14 protein-coding genes are annotated in these 17,339 nt (G+C 71.5%); 6 read left to right on the forward strand and 8 right to left on the reverse strand.

What is annotated here, in order from left to right; all coding sequences use genetic code 11:
• Nucleotides 1-84 precede the first annotated feature (84 nt).
• Nucleotides 85-1,077, forward strand: a complete 993-nt coding sequence (hemB, locus tag ACFRIC_RS33115; RefSeq protein ID WP_382793586.1) for a porphobilinogen synthase — start codon at nt 85-87, stop codon at nt 1,075-1,077.
• A 45-nt stretch (nt 1,078-1,122) separates the two neighbouring features.
• Here the strand turns inward: hemB and ACFRIC_RS33120 are convergent, their stop codons facing one another.
• Nucleotides 1,123-1,863 carry a DUF4232 domain-containing protein gene (locus ACFRIC_RS33120; protein WP_382793589.1) on the reverse strand — a complete coding sequence of 247 codons (741 nt, stop codon included), beginning with the start codon at nt 1,861-1,863 and terminating at the stop codon, nt 1,123-1,125.
• 223 nt (nt 1,864-2,086) lie between these two features.
• Here ACFRIC_RS33120 and ACFRIC_RS33125 point away from each other — a divergent pair, with 223 nt between their 5' ends.
• The 3 genes from ACFRIC_RS33125 (at nt 2,087) to ACFRIC_RS33135 (ending at nt 5,826) form a co-directional block, all read left to right on the forward strand.
• Nucleotides 2,087-3,478: a helix-turn-helix domain-containing protein gene (locus tag ACFRIC_RS33125; RefSeq protein ID WP_382793592.1), complete on the forward strand. Its 1,392-nt coding sequence runs from the start codon at nt 2,087-2,089 to the stop codon at nt 3,476-3,478.
• Between the two features lie 73 nt (nt 3,479-3,551).
• Nucleotides 3,552-4,454 carry an SAM-dependent methyltransferase gene (locus ACFRIC_RS33130; RefSeq protein ID WP_382793594.1) on the forward strand — a complete coding sequence of 301 codons (903 nt, stop codon included), beginning with the start codon at nt 3,552-3,554 and terminating at the stop codon, nt 4,452-4,454.
• A gap of 160 nt (nt 4,455-4,614) precedes the next feature.
• The gene (locus tag ACFRIC_RS33135) at nt 4,615-5,826 is read left to right on the forward strand and encodes a PLP-dependent aminotransferase family protein (protein WP_382793597.1); all 1,212 of its coding nucleotides are present in this window, start codon (nt 4,615-4,617) and stop codon (nt 5,824-5,826) included.
• Here ACFRIC_RS33135 and ACFRIC_RS33140 read toward each other — a convergent pair.
• From ACFRIC_RS33140 to argS, 4 genes are all read right to left on the reverse strand, one after another.
• The gene (locus ACFRIC_RS33140; protein WP_382793599.1) at nt 5,783-6,931 is read right to left on the reverse strand and encodes a CU044_5270 family protein; all 1,149 of its coding nucleotides are present in this window, start codon (nt 6,929-6,931) and stop codon (nt 5,783-5,785) included. The genes ACFRIC_RS33135 and ACFRIC_RS33140 overlap by 44 nt on opposite strands.
• Nucleotides 6,924-7,616 carry an RNA polymerase sigma factor gene (locus ACFRIC_RS33145; protein ID WP_382793602.1) on the reverse strand — a complete coding sequence of 231 codons (693 nt, stop codon included), beginning with the start codon at nt 7,614-7,616 and terminating at the stop codon, nt 6,924-6,926. Before ACFRIC_RS33145 ends, ACFRIC_RS33140 begins: the two co-directional genes overlap by 8 nt.
• 122 nt (nt 7,617-7,738) lie before the next feature.
• A complete protein-coding gene (locus ACFRIC_RS33150) occupies nt 7,739-8,617 on the reverse strand; it encodes a DUF4253 domain-containing protein (protein ID WP_382793604.1) in 879 nt (292 codons plus the stop codon).
• A 99-nt stretch (nt 8,618-8,716) separates the two neighbouring features.
• The gene (argS, locus tag ACFRIC_RS33155; RefSeq protein WP_382793607.1) at nt 8,717-10,486 is read right to left on the reverse strand and encodes an arginine--tRNA ligase; all 1,770 of its coding nucleotides are present in this window, start codon (nt 10,484-10,486) and stop codon (nt 8,717-8,719) included.
• A 162-nt stretch (nt 10,487-10,648) separates the two neighbouring features.
• On the opposite strand from argS, the gene lysS reads away from it, so the two are divergent.
• The gene (lysS, locus tag ACFRIC_RS33160; RefSeq protein ID WP_382793609.1) at nt 10,649-12,391 is read left to right on the forward strand and encodes a lysine--tRNA ligase; all 1,743 of its coding nucleotides are present in this window, start codon (nt 10,649-10,651) and stop codon (nt 12,389-12,391) included.
• 87 nt (nt 12,392-12,478) lie between these two features.
• Here the strand turns inward: lysS and ACFRIC_RS33165 are convergent, their stop codons facing one another.
• From ACFRIC_RS33165 to ACFRIC_RS33175, 3 genes are all read right to left on the reverse strand, one after another.
• The gene (locus ACFRIC_RS33165; protein WP_382793612.1) at nt 12,479-13,807 is read right to left on the reverse strand and encodes a DUF2637 domain-containing protein; all 1,329 of its coding nucleotides are present in this window, start codon (nt 13,805-13,807) and stop codon (nt 12,479-12,481) included.
• Between the two features lie 189 nt (nt 13,808-13,996).
• The gene (locus ACFRIC_RS33170) at nt 13,997-14,917 is read right to left on the reverse strand and encodes a DUF3558 domain-containing protein (protein WP_382793616.1); all 921 of its coding nucleotides are present in this window, start codon (nt 14,915-14,917) and stop codon (nt 13,997-13,999) included.
• A 147-nt stretch (nt 14,918-15,064) separates the two neighbouring features.
• The gene (locus ACFRIC_RS33175; RefSeq protein WP_382793619.1) at nt 15,065-15,913 is read right to left on the reverse strand and encodes a DUF3558 domain-containing protein; all 849 of its coding nucleotides are present in this window, start codon (nt 15,911-15,913) and stop codon (nt 15,065-15,067) included.
• 202 nt (nt 15,914-16,115) lie between these two features.
• Here ACFRIC_RS33175 and ACFRIC_RS33180 point away from each other — a divergent pair, with 202 nt between their 5' ends.
• Nucleotides 16,116-17,309, forward strand: a complete 1,194-nt coding sequence (locus tag ACFRIC_RS33180; protein WP_382793622.1) for an RtcB family protein — start codon at nt 16,116-16,118, stop codon at nt 17,307-17,309.
• The last annotated feature ends 30 nt before the right edge of the window (nt 17,310-17,339 follow it).

Raw genomic sequence — 17,339 nt, forward strand, 5'->3', positions numbered from 1 at the left:
GCCGTGCGGCCCGGCCGCCGCGCCGCCCGGGCTCCGACGAATCGTCGGTAAAGGTGCCTCTGTGACGGGCGTAGCGTAGACGTCATGACGAAGTACGGATCCTTTCCCGGTACGCGTCCGCGGCGGCTGCGCACCACGCCCGCCATGCGTCGGATGGTCGCCGAGACCCGGCTGGACCCCGCCGACTTCATCCTCCCCGCGTTCGTGCGCGAGGGTGTGAGCGAGCCGGTGCCGATCTCCTCGATGCCCGGGGTCGTGCAGCACACGCGGGACAGCCTGAAGAAGGCCGCCGTGGAGGCGCTCGAGGCCGGGGTCTCCGGGATCATGCTGTTCGGGGTTCCCGAGGACGAGAAGAAGGACGCCGTCGGGACGCCCGGCACCGACCCGGACGGGATCCTCCAGGTCGCCCTGCGCGATGTGCGCGCCGAGGTCGGCGACGACCTGCTCGTGATGTCCGACCTGTGCCTCGACGAGACCACGGACCACGGGCACTGCGGTGTGCTCGACGACCAGGGCCGGGTCGACAACGACGCGACCCTGGAGCGGTACGCCGAGATGGCCCAGGTGCAGGCCGACGCGGGTGCCCATGTCGTGGGCCCCAGCGGCATGATGGACGGCCAGATCGGAGTCATCCGGGACGCCCTCGACCAGATCGGCCGCGAGGACGTGGCGATCCTCGCCTACACCGTCAAGTACGCCTCCGCCTTCTACGGCCCCTTCCGCGAGGCCGTCGGCTCGTCCCTGAGGGGCGACCGCAAGACGTACCAGCAGGACCCGGCCAACGCGCGGGAGGCGCTGCGGGAGTTGGCGCTGGACCTGGAGGAGGGCGCCGACATGGTGATGGTGAAGCCCGCCGGCCCCTACCTCGACATCCTGGCCCGCGTCGCCGACGAGTCCGACGTGCCGGTCGTCGCCTACCAGATCTCCGGCGAGTACTCGATGGTCGAGGCCGCCGCCGAGAAGGGCTGGATCGACCGCGACCGGGCGATCCTGGAGTCCCTGACCGGGATCAAGCGCGCCGGCGCGCAGAACATCCTCACGTACTGGGCGACCGAGGTGGCCCGCAGCCTGCGCTAGTGCGGCGCCACCAGGGCCGGTCCGACGATTCCCGTCCGCCCGGCCCTAGTACGACAGCGCGGTGTCCAGGTCCTGCTGCCAGTACGTCACCGTGAGCTTGTCGTCGACGAAGACGCCCTTCGCGGGGAGGGCGGGACGCGCGGTCCCGCCCCGGCCGGTGAAGCCGACCTCCAGCGTCCTGGCCGTGTAGCCGTTGCCGCCGCTGCCGTCGGCCGCCGACAGCAGCACGCCCGCGTAGCCGGACTCGCCGGGAGTGAGGGTGACGACCGCCTGCGGGTGGGTCTCCTCCGCGACCGGCGGGACGGACTGGGCCTCACCGAAGCGGGCGATCGGGTAGCCCGTCAGGTCGCAGTTCCGGGAACCCGTGTTGGTGACGGTGAGCAGGATGTGGTTCAGCGGCCGGGAGACGGCCGTGGCGCTCATACGGGTGTTGGAGCTGTTGCACGCGACGTTCCTGGTGCCGGTGCCGGTCTTGCCCGTGGAGCCGCCCGCCGAGCCCTTGCCGCTCGTGCCGGCGGAGCCGGAACCCGTGCCGCCCGTGGTGGTGCCGGTGTTCTTCGAACCGTTCGCCGAGCCCGTGGTGGTGCCGGTGCCCGCGGGCTTCGCCGTCGTGCCCGCGCCGGCCGCCGGGCTGTCGGATCCCGCCGAGGGGCGGGCCGGGGCGGACGAGCCCTCGTCGCGGACGCCGTTCCCGCTGCCGCACGCCGTGAGCGAGAGCGCGGTGAGCGCGATCGCGGAGGCGGCGAGCAGACGGGTGCGGGTGGTGCGGGTGGTGCGTGCGGACATGAGTGATCCCCCTGTGGATGTTCGTGTGAGGTGGCCTGATGGAACGGCCGCCCGGCCGGTCGGTGAGGGCGGCGTGCTTGGATGGCCACAGCTTGGGCGGTGATCCGTCCCGGGCGCCACGCCCGGCGGGCAACGCGGGACGCTGGAACGCCGAAATGCCGTCTGACCTGGGGAAACAATGCTCCCCTGGAACGCGGTCCGGGACACGGGGGATGGGGGAACGGTGGCGGGGGACGAGTTCGCGGAACTGCTCCGGGAGCTGAAGGAGCGGTCCGGTCTCAGCTACGGGGCGCTCGCCAAACGGCTTCACGTGAGTACGTCCACACTGCACCGGTACGTCAACGGGGATGCCGTACCGGCGGACTACGCGCCCGTCGAACGGATGGCGCGGGTGTGCCGGGCCACCCCGCAGGAGCTGGTGGAGCTGCACCGGCGGTGGGTCCTCGCGGACGGGCTGCGCGCAAGGAAGGGCGCGGGCGCCGCTCCGGAGGGCGGCGCTCCGGAGGTTGCCGGTCCGGAGGCCGAGGCCGAGGGCGAGGGCAGCGGCTCCGGTGGTGCGCTGCCGGGCGCGGAGCCGGACCCGCGGGCGGAACGTCCGGCGGACGGTGGCCGGGGGACCGGGGAGACCGCGGACGGCGGGGCGGTCGACGCCGGGGAGACCGAGGAGGCCGGGGCGGTGGGCGCGGGCCGGTTGCGCGGACGGCGGACCATGGTCCTCGCCGCGGTCGGCGCCGTCGTCGCGACCGCCGTCGTGGCCGGCGCCCTGGGCGCGCGGATCGGGTCCGGCGGCGGTGACGACGACACCGGCGGCAAGGCGGTGGCCCTCGGCGTACCGAACACCACCGGCCTGCCGAGGACCGGAGCGGCCACCGGCGCGAAGCACGGATCGCCCTCGCCGTCCGCCTCGCCCAAGGGCCGTCCCAAGGCGTCCGTCTCCTCCATCGGCGGAGCTGTCGACCCGGCCGGGGACGGCGGCGACGCGACGGCCGGCCAGGGAACGGCCGCCGACGGAGCGGGCGCTCCCACCGTCGTCACCGACCCGTACACGTACGAGGACCCGTGCAGCCAGCACTACCTGGTGAACCGGCCCGCACCCCAAGTGCCCCCGCCGCCCGGCGAGTCGGACGCGCGGGGCTGGGTCACCGCACTCGGCGGCGTCCCGGGCGGGGAGCAGATGATCGCGCTCACCGTGCAGGGCACCGGGAAGGCGACCGTCGTCCTGAAGGCGCTGCACGTACGGGTGCTGGACAAGAGCGCGCCGCTCGCCTGGAACGACTACGCCATGGGCGTGGGCTGCGGCGGCGGGGTGCGGACGAAGTCGTTCACCGTCGACCTCGACGCGGGGCGCCCGGCGGTCGCGGTCAGGGGCGGGCAGCGGAACTTCCCCTACAAGGTCAGCGAGTCCGACCCCGAGGTCTTCTACGTCATCGCGGACGCGCAGGCGCACGACGTGAGCTGGTACCTCGAACTCGACTGGTCCAGCGGGGCGAAGAGCGGCACCGTACGCGTCGACGACCACGGACAGCCGTTCCGGACGAGCGGCAACGTCGGGCGGCCCGCCTACAACTACCCACTGGGCGGCAGCGAATGGCAGACGGCACCTCGCGGTGGCTGAAGCGCACCGCCAAGTCGGCCCGGGAGTTAGGGTGTTGACCGTCGATCGACACGACCCTCCAGGGAGATGCCCCATGTCCGGTGACGCCCTCGGTCAGGACCCCGCCGAGCTGAGAAGGAGGATCGACACCACCAAGGCGCACCCCGCCCGGGTCTACGACGTCTTCCTCGGCGGCAAGGACAACTACCCCGTCGACCGGAACGCGGCCGCCGCCGCGCTCGCCGCGAACCCGCGCGGCTACCTCGACGTCCGGCACAACCGCGACTTCCTGCGCCGCGCCGTGACCGCGCTGGCGTCGGAGGGCGGCATCCGCCAGTTCCTGGACATCGGCACCGGCCTGCCCACCCAGGAGAACGTCCACCAGATCGCCCAGCGGATCACCCCGGACGCGCGCGTCGTGTACGTGGACAACGACCCGGTGGTCCTGGCCCACGCGCGCGCCCTGCTCACCAGCGGACCCGAGGGCCGTACGGACTACATCGACGCGGATCTCAAGGAGCCCAAGCAGATCCTCGAACAGGCCGCCGAGACCATCGACTTCGAGCAGCCCGTCGCCCTGGTCCTGGTCGCCATCCTGCACTTCGTCGAGGACGCGGAGGCGTACCCCATCGTGCGCGGGCTGATCGACGCGCTGCCGTCCGGGAGCCGGGTCGTCCTCAGCCACCTCACCGAGGACCTGAACGCCGAGAACATCCGCGCCGTCCAACGGACCTACACCGAACGCGGGTTCACCTTCGTGCTGCGCTCCAGGGCCGAGGTCGAGCGCTTCTTCACCGAGAACGGACTGGTGATCGACGAGCCCGGTGTCGTCCCCGCCCACCACTGGCGGCCCGACGGCGACGCCCCGGCCCCCGAGTCCGCCGACCCGGCCTTCCTGGCCACGCTCGACGCCATCGACAAGGTCCGCTACCTGGACATCAACGACGTCACGGACGCGGACATCAACGTCTACGTCGCCACAGGCGTCAAGCCCTAGGCGCCTGCGCCCGGTTGCGGTCCGTCCGCATCCCGGAATTGACGGGTGTAGAGGCCACGCATCGCCCTAGGGTGCGGGCAGGGCGGCCCCGGCACGACGGGGCCGCCCGCGAGGACGCCCTCGAAGGGTCCGCCGCCCGCAAGGACAAGGAGCCGCCACCGTGACCGTCGCCGAACCCGCCGCCGCCCAAGCCGCCCCCGTGCCCCCGCTCGCCGCCCGGGCCACCGCGATCGGCGGCTCGCCCGTACGGGACATCCTCGCCATCACCGCCCGCCCCGAAGTGATCAACTTCGCGGGCGGGCTGCCCGCCCCGGAACTGTTCGACACCGACGGCATCGCGGCCGCGTACCGCGACGTCCTCGCCGAGCAGCCCCGACGGGCCCTGCAGTACTCGACGACCGAAGGCGAGCCGTCGCTGCGCGCGGCCCTCGCGGACCGCATGAGCACCCGCGGACTGCCCACCGGGCCCGACGACGTTTTGGTCACCACCGGCTCGCAACAGGCCCTGTCGCTGCTCGCCACCGCCCTGCTCGAACCCGGCGACACCGTCCTGGTCGAAAGTCCCTGCTATCTGGCGGCACTTCAGGCGTTCGCCTTCGCCGGAGCGCGCGTCCTGGCCGTCCCGGGCGACGACGACGGCCTCGACCCCGACGCCCTCGGCGACCTGGTGGCCCGCGAGCGCCCGAAGCTCCTCTACACCGTGCCGACCTTCCAGAACCCCACCGGCCGCACCCTGCCGGCCGGACGACGGGCCGCCGTCGCCCGCGCCGCCGCCGCGCACGGCCTGTGGATCGTCGAGGACGACCCGTACGGAGAGCTGCGCTTCGAGGGCGAGCGGGTCCCCTGGATCGCCTCCCACGACGGAGCCGAGGACCGCACGGTCCTCCTTGGCTCCTTCTCCAAGGTGATGGCACCCGGCATGCGGCTGGGCTGGCTGCGGGCACCCGCGGCCCTGCGGCGCGCCTGCACCGTCGCCAAGCAGGCCGCCGATCTGCACACCCCGACCGTCAACCAGCTCGCCGCCGCACGCTACTTGGCCGACCGCGACCTGGACTCCCACGTGGCCCAGGTCGCGGCCGTCTACCGCGAGCGGCGGGACGCCATGCTCGCGGGCATCGGTGCCGCCCTCCCGGCCGGATCCACCTGGACCCGCCCGGAAGGCGGCATGTTCCTGTGGGCCCGCCTCCCCGCGTCGTACGACACCACGGCCCTGCTCCGCCCGGTGGTGGAGCGGGGCGTGGCCTACGTCCCCGGCGCCCCGTTCCACGCCGGCACCCCGGACCCGTCGACCCTGCGCCTGTGCTTCGTCACCCAGACCCCGGAGGAGATCACCGAGGGTCTGCGCCGCTTGGCGACGGGGTTGCTGACGTAGCGGACGGGGACGCGGAGCCCGGGGACGGGGGCACGGAGGTCGGGGACGGGACCGCGGACGTGGAGGACGGGCTCGCGGAGCCGGCGGACGGGGACGGGGACGGGGACGGGTCCGACGGCGACGGGGACGGGGTCGCGGAGGCCGAGGGAGTCGTCCCGGCCGTGTCCCGGCCGGTCGGCCGCCGGCCGATCCGGTCCACCACCCCTTGCGACACCACGGCTCTGACCTGCGAGAACCCGCCGTTCTTGTCCGAGTGTCCCCGCTCGAAGATGCCGAGGTAGGCATAGGTCTCCGGGTCGAAGACGAGACCGAACGCAATCCTGGGGTACGAGATCCCGATGCCGTGCCGGCCGAGCGCGTCCACCCGGTCGTGGTCGATCTTGACGGCGGGCAGCTTCGCGACGGCCTCGAACGCGGCGGCCTGCAACCCCGGCGGAAAGACCCGGGGGCCGCGCAGGAAGATGCAAGCCTGTATGTACGCGAACATGTCCGCCTCCGCGTCCTTGCCCGTCGTCCTCCCGTGTCCGAACAGCTTCAGGAGCTCATCGGGGTCGGTCGGCCACTTCTCGAGCTTCGCGTACTGGAGGGGCGGCCAGATCACCGAGTGCTTGTCCGGCACCTCGTCCTTGACCCTGCCGTTGTAGACGTACCGGGAGGTCTTCGAGCCGTCCACCGACAGCCAGTACTCGTCGACGAGCCGCAGCTTCCGCGCGCCCCTGTCGTAGGTCCGATGGGTGACCTCCTTGGAGTACATGTACTGGTCGTCGCGCGGGATCGGCATACCGCCGGTGTCGGCGCGTGACCTGTCCGCGGCCCTGCGCAGCACCTGGGCGGCGTTGAGCGCCGGCAACCGCGGTCCCGCGCCGTCCTCGCCGCCGGCCACGAGCAGCGTCGTGCCCGCCACCGCCGCGGTGCCGGTGGCCGCGATCGCCGCCCGGAACACCAGCCGCCGGGACAGCGGACGCTGCCGCGCGAGCGCTCCGCCCGCGTCGCCGGTCTCCTCGCCGATGGCACTCCGCAGGCGGGCGAAGGCGACGGCGCGCGCCCGGTCGGTCGGTCCGGCCTGGTCGGCCGCGAGCTCGCGTACACGGGTGAGGTCATCCACGGCGGGGTTCCTCCTGTTCCTCTCGAAAGGCTGTGGGATCCGCCCCGCCCAGTGCTTCGCGCAGCTTCTTGCGGGCCCGGTGCAGCCGTGAGCGCACCGTGCCCACCGGTATGCCCAGGGCCTCGGCGGCCTCCGCGTACTCGAGATCTCCCCAGGCGACGACCAGCAGGACGTCCCGGTGGCGCGCGGGCAGCGTCGCCAGGGCAGCCGACAGGGCCCCGCGCGTGTTCTCGGCACTGATCCGGGCGGCCACCCGCTCCGCCAGCGGCTCGGCGCCGCCACCGTCGGCGGGATCCGCGGACGCGACCCGCGACAGCGCGCGCAGCCGCCGCGCCTCGGCCCGCCGGTGACCGCCGATCAGCCGCGTGACGATGCCGTACAGCCAGGGCCGCGCGTGCGGGCGTGACAGGTCGTACCGGCGCCGCCGCTGGAAGGCGATCACGAAGGTCTCGGCCATCAGATCGTCGGCCGCCTCGGTGCCCAGCCGCCGGGCCGCGTACCGGTGGATGTCGTCGGCGTAGCGGTGGAACAGCTCGGCGAACACGTCGGGTTCGGCCCAGGACCGCTCGATCACCGCGGCGTCGGAGTCGCCGTCCTCGCCCGCACCGCCACCGGGACCGGCGTCAGGGCCGGTGCCGGTGGTGGTGGGCGGACGCTGGACTCCGACGCCCGGTGAGAGGGTCATCGGTCGCCTCTCAAGCTCATGGATCTCCTCGAAGACGGGGGCGGTTCACCCACTGTCCGCCGAAGCCCGCGATCGAGTTCCCGACCCGGACCACCGGGATTCCCGGTGGCCTCCGGACGGGCTCAGTCCCACCAGAAGGACCACACCCGCCCGTTCAGCACCTCCTGCTCGGCGTACGCGCGCAGGCTCTCGTGGTGGCCCTGGGTGATGTTGTCCGGGCAGAAGGCGAAGTGCTCCGCCGCGACCGCCTCGGCCTCGGCCGCGGTGGACGGCGGGGCCGCCACCGAGAGGACCAACTGGTCGAAGGTGAGGGCCACCACGCGTATGCCGAAGCGGTCTTCCCACGAGCGGAGCACGGCGCACAGACGCGCCACGTCGCTCTCGTGGTTCAACGGGCCGGGCCAGCCGATGGCCGCCGGGATGTCGGCGCTGCGGCGCGCCGGGACCAGGGCGAGCCGGGGCTCCTTCAGCCAGGAGCCGGACCGCGTCAGGGAGTCGGCGATCTCGGCGGCGCGGGCCTCCGGATCCGCCTGGAGCGGGGGCGCGGCGGCCGGGCCCGGCCAGACGGGCCCGTACGGCGCGATCGTCTCCTCGAAGGCCGGCTGCTCCCCGAAGACCTCGACGACCTTCTCCTTGCCGGGGTAGTCCTGGTCCGGGCCGGGCTCGTCGGCCGCGTAGTCCTCCCAGAACTCCGCCAGCACCTCCTCGGCGTCGTGATCCCCGGGATACGACATCTCGTCGGGCAGCAACTCCCAGTCCTCCGGGCCGTTCTGCGGGCCGCCCACGTCCAGCAGCACCGGCAGCAGCCCCACGGTCCGGGCCGCGCTCAGGACCGCCCACCCGCCGGGAACCGCCCGGTCCCCGGCGTGCCACAGCAGGGGCTCGTGCCACGGGCCGTCGTGCGTCGCGTCGATCAGTCTCCCCGGCGGGAGATCGAGCCCGAGCGCGCGCCCGCTCGGGTCTGCCGTCAGCCGCGGCAGCGGATTGGGAAGGGTCGCCATGCCGGTGACTGTAGGACCAGGCACTGACAACGCGCCGCGGGCCCCGTCCTCACGAGGAGGACGGGGCCCGCGACAGGCGTGTCGGAGCGGCCGGAGCCGTCAGAGCCGCTCGGGCGTCCTGATGCCCAGCAGGGCCATGCCCTGGTGGAGGGTGCGGGCCGTCAGGTCGCACAGGAACAGGCGGTTCTCGGCGACCTCCTGCTCGGGGGCGGGCTTGATGACCGGGCACTGGTCGTAGAACGTCGTGTACAGCGAGGCCAGTTGGTACAGGTACGCCGCCAGCTTGTGCGGGGCGTACTCGGCCGCGACCTCCTCCAGCGTCTCGCCGAACCGGTCCAGGTGCAGGCCCAGCGCCCGCTCCGCCGGGGCCAGTTCGAGCTCCGGGTGGGCCAGCGGCGTCCGCTCGCCCGCCTTGCCGAAGATCGACCGGATACGGGCGTACGCGTACTGGAGGTACACGGACGTGTCACCGTTCAGCGAGACCATCTGGTCCAGGTCGAACTTGTAGTCCCGCACCGCCGAGGTCGACAGGTCCGCGTACTTCACGGCGCCGATGCCGACGTACCGGCCGTTCTCCTCGATCTCCCGCTCGCTCAGGCCCACCTTCTCGGCCTTCTCCCGCACGACCGTCGTCGCCCGGTCGATCGCCTCGTCGAGCAGGTCGACCAGCCGCACCGTCTCGCCCTCACGGGTCTTGAACGGCTTGCCGTCCTTGCCCAGCACCGTGCCGAACGCGAGCTGGTGGGCCTTCACGTCGTCGTTCAGCCAGCCGGCCCTGCGCGCGGTCTCGAAGACCATCTTGAAGTGCAGGGACTGCCGCGCGTCCACCACGTAGATCAGGCTGTCGGCCTTCAGGTTGACGACACGGTCGCGGATCGCCGACAGGTCGGTGGCCGCGTAGCCGTAGCCGCCGTCCGACTTCTTCACGATCAGCGGCACCGGGTTGCCGTCCGGGCCCTTCACGTCGTCGAAGAACACGCACAGCGCGCCGTCCGAACGGACCGCCACGCCCGACTCCTCCAGGAGGCGGCACGTCTCGTCCAGCATGTCGTTGTAGCCGGACTCGCCGACCACGTCCGGGTCCCGGATCTCCATGTCCAGCTTGTCGAAGACCGAGTAGAAGTAGATCTTCGACTCGTCCACGAACTTCTGCCACATGGCCAGCGTCTCGGGTTCACCCGCCTGGAGGTCCACCACCCGGCGCCGCGCCCGCGTCTTGAACTCCTCGTCGGAGTCGAAGACGGTCCGCGCCGCCTTGTAGAGCCGGTTCAGGTTCGACATGGCCTCCTCGCCGGAGACCTCGCCGCCCTTGTGGTCCAGCTCGTGCGGGTGCTCGATCAGGTACTGGATGAGCATGCCGAACTGCGTGCCCCAGTCGCCGATGTGGTGCCGGCGCACGACGGACTCGCCCGTGAACTCCAGGATCTGCACGACCGCGTCACCGATCACCGCGGACCGCAGATGCCCGACGTGCATCTCCTTGGCCACGTTCGGCTGCGCGTAGTCGATCACCGTCGTGCCCGGGTTCGCCGCGAGGGGCACCCCGAGGCGCTCACCGTCCGCGTACCGCTCCGCCAGGTTCGACACGATCGCCCGGTCGGTGATCGTGATGTTCAGGAAGCCGGGCCCGGAGACCTCGATGTCCTTGATCACGTCACCCGACTCGACCGCGGCCACGACCTGCGTCGCCAGCTCGCGCGGGTTCGCCTTCGCCTTCTTGGCGAGGGCCAGGATCCCGTTGGCCTGGAAGTCGGCCCGGTCGCTTCGTCGCAGCAGCGGGTCGGCGGAACCGGCCTCCGGCAGAGCTGCCGAGAGGGCGTCCGCGAGGCGCTGATGGACGGAAGCGGTGAGGGACGTGACCGAGGCCATGAAGAGGCTGCCGTTTCTGCTCGGGTTCCGGAGACTCTGAGTACGGAGACTCCGAGTACAAGGAAAGCCAGTATCCCACGCGGTGAAAAGCCGTTTTCGCGGTTGAGGCCCGAGCTGGGAGAATGGTCGCGTCAGCCGTACTCGCGTTTGAGGAAGAAGGACGTGCCGATCGTGGCTCAGAGCACCGAGACCACCGACTGGGTCTCCCGTTTCGCGGATGAGGTCATCGAGGAGTCGGAGCGTCGGGCCCCGGGCAAACCGGTCGTCGTAGCGTCCGGACTCTCCCCGTCCGGCCCGATCCACCTCGGCAACCTCCGCGAGGTCATGACCCCGCACCTCGTCGCCGACGAGATCCGCCGCCGCGGGCACACCGTGCGCCACCTGATCTCCTGGGACGACTACGACCGCTACCGCAAGGTCCCGAACGGCGTGGCGGGCATCGACGAGTCCTGGGCCGAGCACATCGGCAAGCCGCTGACCTCCGTCCCGGCCCCCGCCGGCTCCGCCTACCCGAACTGGGCCGAGCACTTCAAGGCCGCCATGACCGAGGCCCTGGCCGAGCTCGGCGTCGAGTACGACGGGATCAGCCAGACCGAGCAGTACACCGCGGGCACCTACCGCGAGCAGGTCCTGTTCGCGATGAAGCACCGCGGCGACATCGACGCGATCCTGGAGCAGTACCGCACCAAGAAGGCCCCCGCCAAGAAGCAGCAGGGCCAGAAGCCGGTCGACGAGGCCGAGCTGGAGGCGGCCGAGGGCTCCGGCGCCGCCGCCGAGGACGACGGCAGCTCCACCTCCGGGTACTACCCGTACAAGCCCTACTGCGGGCGGTGCGAGAAGGACCTGACCACCGTCACCTCGTACGACGACACGACCACCGAGCTGTCGTACACCTGCTCCGCCTGCGGCTTCGCCGAGACCGTCCTGCTCAGCGAGTTCAACCGCGGCAAGCTGGTCTGGAAGGTCGACTGGCCCATGCGCTGGGCCTACGAAGGCGTGATCTTCGAGCCCAGCGGCGTCGACCACTCCTCCCCGGGCTCCTCCTTCCAGGTCGGCGGCCAGATCGTCGGGATCTTCGGCGGCGAGCAGCCCATCGGCCCGATGTACGCCTTCGTCGGCATCTCCGGCATGGCCAAGATGTCCAGCAGCAAGGGCGGGGTCCCGACCGCGTCCGACGCGCTCCAGATCATGGAGCCGCAACTGCTGCGCTGGTTGTACGCCCGCCGCCGCCCCAACCAGTCGTTCAAGATCGCCTTCGACCAGGAGATCCAGCGGCTCTACGACGAGTGGGACAAGCTCGCCGGCAAGGTCGCCGACGGCTCGGTCCTGCCGGCCGACGCGGCCGCGTACAGCCGCGCCGTCGGCACCGCCGCCGGCGAGCTGCCCCCGACCCCCCGCCCGATGGCGTACCGCACCCTCGCCTCCGTCGCCGACATCACCGCCGGCGCCGAGGACCAGACCCTGCGCATCCTGAGCGAACTCGACCCCGAGAACCCGCTCGCGTCCCTGGACGAGGTCCGGCCCCGCCTCGACAAGGCCGAGACCTGGATCAACACCCAGGTCCCCGCCGAGGAGCGCACCGTCGTCCGCGACGAGCCCGACGCCGAGCTCCTGAAGTCCCTCGACGACCAGGGCCGCGAGTCGCTGCGCCTGCTCCTCGACGGACTGGAGGAGAACTGGTCCCTGGACGGCCTCACCCACCTCGTCTACGGCGTTCCCAAGGTCCAGGCGGGCTTCCCCGCCGACGCGACCGCCAAGGAACTCCCCGCCGAGATCAAGGTCGCCCAGCGCACGTTCTTCGCCCTGCTCTACCACCTGCTCGTCGGCCGCGACACCGGCCCGCGTCTGCCCACGCTGCTGCTGGCCGTGGGACAGGACCGGGTGCGCAAGCTGCTCGCGGCGTAGCGGCCCCGGCCGTACGAGGAAGGGGCGCCCGGTGATCACCGGGCGCCCCTTCCTCGTACACGCTGTCGCGCTCGTTCACCGACGCGCCTAGGCGATGTGGTCCTCCTGGAGCTCCGCCGTGTGGCGGTTGGTGAAGCGGTGGACCATGCGGTCGGCCTCACGCTGCGGGAGCGTGACGCGGTACGTCGCCTCCACATCACCCCTGAACTGGCCCGAGGTCGGGTAACTGCCGTCTATCGACTTCTTGAAGACCAGGTAGTAGTCCTCCTCGGTCGGCTCCGTGCTGCCGCCCGAACCCAGGTCACGGGTACGGCCCGGGCCGGACGGGATCGGGAAGGTACCGGTGTCCTCCGGGGCGGGGTCGGGGGCCGACGGTTCCTCGTACTGCTGCCGCTCGAACCTCTGCTGCTCCTCGAACCGTTGTTGTTCCTGGAGCTGCTGACTGGCCCAGAACTGCTGCTGCTCCTGGAACAGCTCGGCCTGCTGCTGCTCCGCGAACCACTGCTGGTACGCCGCGTCCGGGTCGTAGCCGCCCTGGTACTCGACGGACTCCGGGTTCCGCGCCTGGAGCCACGGATTCTGCGGCTCGGCGTAGCCCGGCGACTCGGGGCGTTCGCCGCCCTCGGGAGCGGGGCGCTGCTCGATGGGCTGGGGCTGGAGGGCGGCCGCGGGCTCGGGGGTGCGACCGCCCCCGGACGCGTCGGCCGGCGCCAGGGCCGGCGTGGGAGCGGGTGCCGGAGGCAGTACCGCCGGCTCGATGCCCGCCGCCGCCAGACCCGCCGGGGCGGTCTCCGCGAGGGGCACGCCGTAGCGGGCCAGCCGCAGCGGCATCAGCGACTCCACGGGGGCCTTGCGGCGCCAGGCGCGGCCGAAGCGGGAGTGCAGACGGGCCTGGTAGACCAGCCGGTCCTGCTCCAGCTTGATGACCTGCTCGTAGGAGCGCAGCTCCCACAGCTTCATGCGGCGCCACAACAGGAAGGTCGGGATGGGGGAGAGCAGCCAGCGGGTGAGGCGGACCCCCTCCATGTGCTTGTCGGCCGTGATGTCGGCTATGCGGCCGATCGCGTGGCGGGCCGCCTCGACCGAGACCACGAACAGCACCGGGATGACGGCGTGCATGCCCACGCCCAGCGGGTCCGGCCAGGCCGCCGCGCCGTTGAACGCGATCGTCGCCATCGTCAGCAGCCAGGCCGTCTGGCGCAGCATCGGGAACGGGATACGGATCCACGTCAGCAGCAGGTCGAGGGCGAGCAGGACGCCGATACCCGCGTCGATGCCGATCGGGAAGACGTAACTGAAGTTCCCGAAACCCTTCTGCAACGCCAGCTCACGGACCGCCGCGTACGAACCGGCGAAGCCGATGCCGGCGATGATGAGCGCACCGGCGACGACCACGCCGATGAGAATCTTGTGCATCCGTGTGAGCTGTATGGGCGCGGCCACCTGTACTCCCCTCCCCTTGCGTGTTGTTGCGCGCAACAGAGTGGCACATGTGTGTGGCGTACGGATGCGCGGTATGGAAGGAGCCCGGTTCCGGACGGAACCGGGCCCCGTGAACTGTCTGCCGGAGCCCCGGGTCGGGCCCCGTGTCCGGTCGAGACCGGGTCAGCTCTTCTTCGCCGCCGACTGCGACGGCGAGGCGCTCTTGGAGCCGGTCTTGGACGTGCCCCCGGAGGCGCTCCTGGACGGCGAGGCCGACGGCGCGGACGAGGTCTTCGACGACCCCTTCGAGGAGTCCTTCGACGAGGAGCCCGGGTCGGGCGAGCCCGAACCCGCAGCGCCGCCGTCGCCGTTCGCGGCGGCCACCGCGGCCACCGCTTCCTTCGTGGCCTTCTCGGCGGCCTTCTGCAGCGTGGTCGCGTCCGGGGTCTTCTCACCCGCGAGCCCGGCGCCGTTGTAGTCGAGCGTCACGACCACGTTCTCGACGCGCGCGACGATCGTCTGCTGCTTGAAGGTGCCTTCCTTCTTCTTCAGGCCGTAGTGCACGGCCGTCGCCTCGTCGCCCGTACCGGAGACCGGCGCCGACTTGGCGTCCAGCGCGCCCTCCACCGTCTGCGCGGCCGAGACCTGCTTCTGGAAGTAGGCGTGGGCCTGTTCGTCGCCCGAGCCGCGCGCGTCCGAGTCGAAGCGGAGCAGCGCCACGTTCAGCCAGCGGAACTGAGAACCCTTCACCCCGTTGTTGTCGAGACTCGTCCAGTTGCAGTTGCCGCGCTGCTTCGGCTCGTCCAGCTTGCCGGACTTGCCCGACTTCGAGCCCTTCGGTATCAGTTCGCCCAGTGTCTTGTTCGACAGCACCGAGCACGCCTTGGGCAACGTCGTGTACGCGGCGGGCTGGACGGTGGGGGCCGCGCTGCTCGCGGACACCGTCGCTCCCGGGCCCGCGCTCGCGTCCTTCTGCGCGTCGTCACCGGAGCCGGAGTCCGAGGAACAGCCCGCGGCGACGAGCATCACCGGGACGGCGGCCGCGCTGACAAGGATGCGGGGGAGTCGCTGTGCTCGGCCTGCTCGTTGTACTGGTCGGTGCATGGTTCCTTCACTCGTGGCGCTCGTGGTACGGCCGCACATGGGGTGTGCGGCCGGTCGATTCCAAGGGGCCACGGTACGCGGTGGGGCGTGGGGGCGGTTCCCGTTCGGGTGGTTTGCGCCGGGGCGCCCCCATCGGCCGCGGGGCCGCTAGCCGTTGAGGCGGGAGGCCAGCTCCTGGGCCAGTTTCTGCACCCTGTCCTGCATTTCCTTGCTGTCGGGGGCGTCCGTGGAAGCCGTCGGCTGCTCGGAGTATTCGATCCTCACGATCACGTTGGACGTGCGGAACACCACAGTCACCGTGCGCTGCTGAGCCGTCGACGAGCCGGTGCTCAGCTTGTCGTCGAGGAACGCCTCGTCGCCGAGGTCGTCGAGGACGCGCGGCTGGAGATCGGCCGGGGTTCGCGAGGCGGAGGCGGAGGGAGTGGAGGGGGCGCCCGAGGGGTCGCCGGTCTCCGTGCCTGCGCCGTTGTCGCCGTCGGCCGTGGCGCCGGCGCCGGCGCCGGCGCTCGGGCTCGCGGTTGCTTCGTCGGACGCGGACGCGGCGGGCTCGGGGAGGTCGGCCGCGGTCTGCCTGGTGGCGTAGAGCTCCTCCGCCTTGGCCTCGTCGCTCACCGTGTTGTCGTACGAGACCACGCGCTCGAAGTCGAGGGAGAGGTGATCGGTGGCGGCGGCGGAGGCCACCTTCCAGTCGCAGCCGTCGCGCCGGTCCGTGTCGTACGTGAGCGTCGCCTCGCCCGCGTACGCCTTCTCCTGCTGGGTCTCGTCGGTCGTCTCCTGGATGCCGGGCAGCAGCGTGTCGAGCGTGTCGCGATCCGCGGCGCCGCACGCCTCCGGGAGGGTGCGGTACTTGCCCGGCTGGGCCGCCGCGGCCGTCGTGCCGGTGTCGCCGCCCTTGGAGTCGGGGGCCGGACCGCCCACACCGGAACCGCCCGTGCAGCCCGCCAGCACTGCCGCGAGGAGCACGGCGGCGCCAGATACGTACGCCTTCCGCTGCACGGTCAGGCTCCTCTCGACGGTTCCCGTCGGCGCTTCGGCCCGGGTGTCCTGTGGTTATTGGGTTGCCGCACGGGGGCGACCCCTGGAGACAATGTGTATCGCACGCACAGCCGTGGACGCCGGTCCGTTGTCCTATACGTCGACCTAGGCGCCGGTTTTGCGATTTAAGACTTCTGTTGGTTTTGTGGGGGAAGAGGACGATATGTCGTATGTAGAGATGCCGGGGGCGCAGGTTCCCATCCGCATGTGGGCCGACCCCGCCTCCGTCGAGGACGTCGCGCTCCGCCAGCTCCAGAACGTGGCGACCCTGCCCTGGATCAAGGGCCTCGCCGTCATGCCGGACGTCCACTACGGCAAGGGCGCGACGGTCGGCTCCGTCATCGCGATGCGGGACGCCGTGTGCCCGGCGGCGGTGGGCGTCGACATCGGCTGCGGAATGTCCGCCGTCAAGACCTCCCTCACCGCCAACGACCTCCCGGGCGACCTCTCGCGGCTCCGCTCGCAGATCGAGCAGGCGATCCCGGTCGGCCGCGGCATGCACGACTCCGCGGTCACCCCGGACGGCTTCCACGGCCTGGCCACCGCCGGCTGGGACGACTTCTGGGCGCGGTTCGACGGGGTGGCGGACGCGGTCAAGTTCCGTCAGGACCGGGCCGTGAAGCAGATGGCGACGCTCGGCGGGGGGAATCACTTCGTTGAGGTTTGTATCGATTCGGAGGGTTCTGTCTGGTTGATGCTGCACTCCGGTTCCCGGAACATCGGCAAGGAACTGGCCGAGCATCACATCGGGGTCGCGCAGAAGCTCCCGCACAACCAGGGTCTGGTCGACCGGGACCTCGCCGTCTTCGTCGCGGACACGCCCCAGATGGCGGCGTACCGCAACGACCTGTTCTGGGCCCAGGAGTACGCGAAGAACAACCGGACGCTCATGATGGCGCTCCTCAAGGACGTGATCCGCAAGGAGTTCAAGAAGGCGAAGCCCGCCTTCGAGCCGGAGATCTCCTGCCACCACAACTACGTGTCGGAGGAGCGGTACGACGGGATGGACCTGCTCGTCACCCGCAAGGGCGCCATCCGCGCGGGGTCCGGAGAGTTCGGCATCATCCCGGGCTCGATGGGGACCGGGTCGTACATCGTGAAGGGGCTCGGCAACGAGAAGTCCTTCAACTCGGCCTCGCACGGCGCGGGTCGGCGCATGAGCCGCAACGCGGCCAAGCGGCGCTTCTCGACGAAGGACCTGGAGGACCAGACGCAGGGCGTGGAGTGCCGCAAGGACTCCGGCGTCGTGGACGAGATCCCGGGTGCGTACAAGCCGATCGAGCAGGTCATCGAGCAGCAGCGTGACCTCGTGCAGGTCGTGGCGAAGCTGAAGCAGGTTGTCTGTGTGAAGGGGTGAGGTGCGTGGGCGGTCCGCCGTCCGCCGTCT

Source organism: Streptomyces sp. NPDC056738 (genome assembly GCF_042790435.1).
GTDB lineage: Bacteria > Actinomycetota > Actinomycetes > Streptomycetales > Streptomycetaceae > Streptomyces.